The sequence below is a fragment of the Paenibacillus sp. 01T422 genome (genome assembly GCF_056398785.1).
In genome coordinates, this window is the sequence record NZ_JBFTQB010000802.1 from 1 (window position 1) to 5231 (window position 5231).

A 5231-nucleotide genomic window follows, 5' to 3' on the forward strand; every position below is an offset into this window, starting at 1 on the left:
CCCCTGCCCCCCTGCCTCAGGATCGAGAAATTCATGCATCTCACCAACAGCGCGCTCCAGATCCGTCAATATCCCCTCGATGCGACTTAAGAATAAGTGACCAACTGAGGTCAGGTGCAGGTTACGCCCTTTTTGAACAAATAAATTCACGCCAAGTTCCTCTTCTAATAGATGAATTTGGYGGCTAACAGCCGACTGAGCCACATGCATTTCTTCTGCGGCTTGAGTCACATGCTGCTTTCTTGCAACTTTCACAAAATACTGCAATTGTCTTAATTCCACTTGGATAAATCCTCCGACTTTTCTTACAGGATTACGAATCTGTCAACATTTTACGCATTTAAATTATAGCCTCACAGCTTCAATTGGACAACCTAACTTCAAAAAGCTTATAATGAAAAAGTTGTTAAATTGCATGGAAATCAAAGGAGGAACTGTTCAAATGGCTCAAGACCGTACTGGTGTTGCTACAATCAAAGGCAATCCGATCACCTTGGTGGGACCTGAAATTAAAGTAGGTGACAAAGCACCTAACTTCACTGTGAACAAAGACTTGATGACACAAGTAAGCTTGGCAGATTATGCTGGTAAAGTAAAGCTGATCAGCGTAGTTCCATCCTTGGACACAGGTGTTTGTGACGCACAAACTCGCCGCTTCAATGAAGAAGCAGCTGGCCTTGGAGATAATGTCACTGTACTGACAATAAGCGTTGATCTTCCTTTCGCACAATCCCGTTGGTGTGGCGCAGCTGGAATCGATAAAGTTATCACTTTGTCCGATTACAAAACAAAATCCTTCGGTGAAGCATATGGCGTATTGATCAAAGAGCTTCAACTTGATATGCGTTCAATCTTCGTTATCGACGCTAACGATACCGTACAATACGTGGAATACCTGGGCGAAATGACGGCTCACCCTAACTACGAAGCAGCTGTAGCAGCTGTTAAAAAATTAGTTTAATAGAAACAAATAAAACAGCAAGGAGGCCATGCTTCCCTGCTGTTTTTATTATCCTTCGATTTTATATTGGGCTAGTTTACGGTCTAATTGTTTGTAAATATCTATTATCGTACGGTAGTTGGAACCAAGGTCCCCCATCGAGCCGCGGGATGCTGAATAAATATCCACTGCCGTTTTCACGGGATTAATCCCGAACAGTGTCAAAGTAACATCCTGTGTCCTGCCTGTCATTGTTTTGCGTTCTGCGAGAATCTCGCCTACACTTTGGACTTCGTGGAGCAGCTTATAACCTGGTGTCTTCTTCAAAACAGCCGTAACCTCTTCCCAGACCTGCTCTTTGGAAAGCTTATAATACCTTGTTTTAAGCAAAGGATCTTTGGCTTTATCTCCGGTCGTTTCGTGACTGCGAAGTAATCCGATTAAAGTTCTCTTAAGCAAAAGCCTTTTCCCCCTTCAATGAAGTGCATTTAGACCGCTTGCCTTCTCTACACTGTTCTCTATATTACCACTGTTTAGGGATAAGAAAAAGAGGGAAAATGAAAACGATAGGATTACTCCACAGTCATTCCAGGAGATTTTCTTATTAATTTCCAAAAAAGGTACTATAAAGCAAATAGACATTTAGAACGGCAATTAAGACCGCTACGAACCAACTGAGCACGATCATCCACTTCGGAGTAATAAGCTCACCCATTTTTTTACGGTCAGAGGTAAACTTCACCAGCGGAATAACTGCAAAGGAAAGCTGCAAGGACAAAATGACTTGACTTAGAATGAGCAAATCCGTAGCGCCGCTTTCTCCATAGATGCCAATCACGATGACCGCCGGTATGATCGCAATCAATCGCGTGATCAAACGACGAAGCCATGGTGAAAGTCGGATATTCAGAAAGCCTTCCATAACGATCTGTCCGGCTAACGTTCCAGTAAGCGTTGAATTCTGCCCTGAAGCTAGCAATGCAACAGCAAATAATACACTCGCGGCTCCAGTACCCAACATAGGTCCCAGCAGATGATAGGCATCTTGAATTTCAGCTACTTCCGTGCCTGCTGAGTGAAACGCTGCTGCCGAAAGAATAAGGATGGCCGCGTTGACGAATAAAGCAAGCATTAAAGCTACAGTAGAGTCAATCGTCGAAAATTTAATTGCCTCGCGTTTACCTTGAAGCGTAGGTTCAATTTTGCGCGTTTGAACGATCGAAGAATGCAAATATAAATTATGAGGCATAACCGTCGCACCAAGAATACCAAGAGCAATATATAACATAGCTGGATTCGTTACAATTTCAGTTGTAGGGATGAATCCCGCTGCTACAGCAGCAAAATCAGGTTGTGAAAAAATAAGTTCCATTACAAAACAAAAGGTGATAAGTGCAATCAGACTAATAACCATGGCTTCAATGTAACGAAACCCTCTTTTTTGAAGCATAAGAACTATGAGTACGTCTATGGACGTTAATATTACACCATAAATTAACGGAATACCGAAAAGCAGGTTCAAAGCAATCGCCGCACCAATCACTTCTGCTAAATCGCAGGCTGCAATTGCTAGCTCACATAGAACCCATAACACAAACGATACTGGCTTACTATAATGATCTCGACAAGCTTGCGCCAAGTCACGCCCAGTTACAATACCTAAGCGACCAGCTAATGCCAACCTACAATGAGGAGCAAATTTCACCATGAATATTCGTCCAATTGCCAATGATCTAGAATTGAAAGCAGCTCATAACATCGAAATGAGTGTATATACGAAAGAGTCCGCGGCGACATGGGATGCTTTTCAAATGAGGATGGAAGTGTTCCGCCCCTATTTTCTCGTAGCCGAATCCGAATTAAATGCTGAGCCGCTAATTATTGGAGTTGCCAATGGCGTGAAGCTGAATCATAACGACCTCGCGGATGAGAGTATCAAACAAGGCGTTGATTATGATATTAATGGCGGTTATTTCTGCCTGCTTACAATTGCCGTCCATCCAAATCATCAAAGGCAAGGTATTGCTGCGAATCTCCTTCAAGAAATGATTCGAAAAACCAAAATAGAAGGTTTAAAAGGCATTGTTTTAATGTGTGAAGAACACTTGATTTCATTCTATGAAAAATATGGATTCAGGTACATTGCTCCATCAGCATCCGAGCACGGTGGAGTCCATTGGCACGAAATGAATTTGATCTGGCAATAAACGAAAAACAAAAAATCAACTCAAAAGAAGGATTTTTATGTTTTCGTACGAATAATATAATTGAATTATCTTTGTATATTTATTAAACAAACAAAGATAAAAGATTAATATTCTATTTTCAACAAAGGGTGAATGCTTATGTCGTATTTCATGGGGTTAGATTTAGGAACTTCTGCAGTTAAATGTATTCTTGTAGATGACGCAGGAAATGTCATTGGGAGCCATAGCGTTGAGTATCCACTCCAGCAGCCGCATCCCGGTTGGGCAGAGCAGCATCCTGAGGACTGGTGGAACGCCACCATTCAGGGTATTCGCGCGCTCCTGACGAAAACGAACATCGCCGGCAGCGATGTTGCAGGTATTGGCTTCTCCGGCCAGATGCACGGGTCGGTCTTCCTTGACGAGGCGCAGCAGGTCATCCGCCCTGCGCTGCTCTGGTGCGATCAGCGCACTGCCGAGCAGTGCGCTTACATCGAATCGACCGTCGGCGAAGCCGAACTCGGCCGACTTACAGGCAACCGGGCGCTCACTGGTTTCACCGCGCCCAAGGTCATTTGGCTCCGGCAGCATGAGCCGGAGAACTACGCTCGCGTTCGGCATCTGCTGCTGCCGAAGGACTACGTCAGGCTCCGCCTGACGGGTGCGTTCGGCATGGACATGGCCGACGCAAGCGGCACGCTGCTGCTGGACGTTGCACACCGCAGCTGGTCTCAGACCGTCGCCGAGCGGCTGGAGATTCCGCTCGAGTGGCTGCCGCCGCTCTTTGAGTCCGGCGACGTAGCCGGTCATCTGCTGCCAGAAGCAGCCAGCTTGACCGGTCTAGCTGCAGGCACGCCTATTGTAGCAGGCGGCGGAGATCAAGCTTGCGGCGCCGTAGGCGTTGGCGTCGTGCGCCAAGGCATCGCGTCGGTGGCGCTCGGCACATCCGGTGTCGTCTTCGTTCACGACGACACCTATCAAGTGGATGAAGCGTACCGGCTTCATTCCTTCTGTCACGGCGTGCCTGGCAAATGGCACCGCATGGGCGTTATGCTGGCAGCCGGAGGCTCGTTCCAGTGGTGGCGCAACCATTTCGCGCACGAAGAGCTTGAGCGTGCGCAGCAGGAAGGCAAAGACGTCTACGAGATCTTGACGTCTGAGGCGTCCACTGCCCCCTTAGGCAGCGAAGGCTTGCTGTTCCTGCCTTACTTGTCCGGGGAGCGGACGCCGTATCCAGATCCCAAAGCCCGCGGAGCTTTCATCGGGCTTAATCTCAGACATGGCAAAGCACATCTGACGCGCGCCGTTCTTGAAGGCATTACGTTTGGGCTGCGCGACTCCCTTCAATTAATACGGGAGTCCGGTGTCGAAGTGACCGAACTTCGCGTGAACGGCGGCGGTGCTAGAAGCCCGTTCTGGCGTCAAATGATTGCTGATATTTTCGGCATTCCTGTTGTCACTGTTAACTCCACGGATGGGCCTGCTTATGGCGCTGCCATCATGGCTGCTTCAGGCGTTCTTAACGAAGATATCACATCGCTTTGTGAGAAGTGGATTCAGGTCACAGATCGCGTAGAACCAAATATCGATAATCAAAATAAGTATGAGGCTTATTATCAAATTTACCGCGGCCTTTACGGCACGCTTCAAACTACTTTTCACCAATTAAGCGACCTTGCCGGTCAATCTTAATGAATTGAAAAAGCGGTTGAACAGGAAATCCTCCTGATCAACCGCTTTATTTTTTACGTATGAAGACGCAAAGAAACCCGCCTATGCCGTCCGGTTTTGGTGYTTCAAACCCGCTCTCGCAGGTGGGTGTCCGCAGAAGTGTATTTGAGGTCCCCTTTCGAGGGCATGTCAGCCACACTTCAATGTAGGTCTCCCTAGAAACAGTCATTGGTTTAAAACAACTTAAAACCGTTACGTACATCGCAGGATTCTTTTGTAGTTCTTATTATAGTGCTGTACCGGCTGATAATCAACTGGTAGCTTTATTCTCTATTCTTTTCATCATTTTTATGCAAGCTGACAGCAGAATTTCTATTTTCTGTTTCATCTTCAACCAAATCATCCGAAGAGGCTTCAGATTCAGAATCAGATTC

At 46.3% G+C, this 5231-nt stretch carries 6 protein-coding genes and 1 other RNA gene; 3 read left to right on the top strand and 4 right to left on the bottom strand.

What is annotated here, in order from left to right; translation table 11 throughout:
* The coding region (locus AC1DUA_RS31485) for a LysR family transcriptional regulator (RefSeq protein WP_477503492.1) at positions 1-282 on the bottom strand (282 nt) is incomplete at its 3' end.
* A gap of 160 nt (positions 283-442) precedes the next feature.
* Here AC1DUA_RS31485 and tpx point away from each other — a divergent pair.
* A complete protein-coding gene (gene tpx, locus AC1DUA_RS31490) occupies positions 443-961 on the top strand; it encodes a thiol peroxidase (protein WP_477503493.1) in 519 nt (172 codons plus the stop codon).
* Between the two features lie 48 nt (positions 962-1009).
* Here the strand turns inward: tpx and AC1DUA_RS31495 are convergent, their stop codons facing one another.
* Together AC1DUA_RS31495 and AC1DUA_RS31500 are read right to left on the bottom strand one after the other, a co-directional pair.
* Positions 1010-1399 carry a DUF1499 domain-containing protein gene (locus AC1DUA_RS31495; RefSeq protein WP_161409311.1) on the bottom strand — a complete coding sequence of 130 codons (390 nt, stop codon included), beginning with the start codon at positions 1397-1399 and terminating at the stop codon, positions 1010-1012.
* Between the two features lie 145 nt (positions 1400-1544).
* On the bottom strand, positions 1545-2648 hold the full coding sequence (locus AC1DUA_RS31500) for an Nramp family divalent metal transporter (protein ID WP_477503494.1): 1104 nt from the start codon (positions 2646-2648) through the stop codon (positions 1545-1547).
* Between AC1DUA_RS31500 and AC1DUA_RS31505 the strand changes: the two genes are divergently transcribed.
* Positions 2647-3147: a GNAT family N-acetyltransferase gene (locus AC1DUA_RS31505; protein WP_477503495.1), complete on the top strand. Its 501-nt coding sequence runs from the start codon at positions 2647-2649 to the stop codon at positions 3145-3147. The two genes, AC1DUA_RS31500 and AC1DUA_RS31505, sit on opposite strands and share 2 nt — an antisense overlap.
* 138 nt (positions 3148-3285) lie before the next feature.
* Complete coding sequence (gene xylB, locus AC1DUA_RS31510; protein WP_477503496.1) at positions 3286-4818, top strand: xylulokinase; 1533 nt, start codon at positions 3286-3288, stop codon at positions 4816-4818.
* Between the two features lie 70 nt (positions 4819-4888).
* On the opposite strand, the gene ssrS is transcribed toward xylB, so the two are convergent.
* A non-coding RNA gene (gene ssrS / locus AC1DUA_RS31515) (6S RNA) lies at positions 4889-5070 on the bottom strand.
* Between the last annotated feature and the right edge of the window lie 161 nt (positions 5071-5231).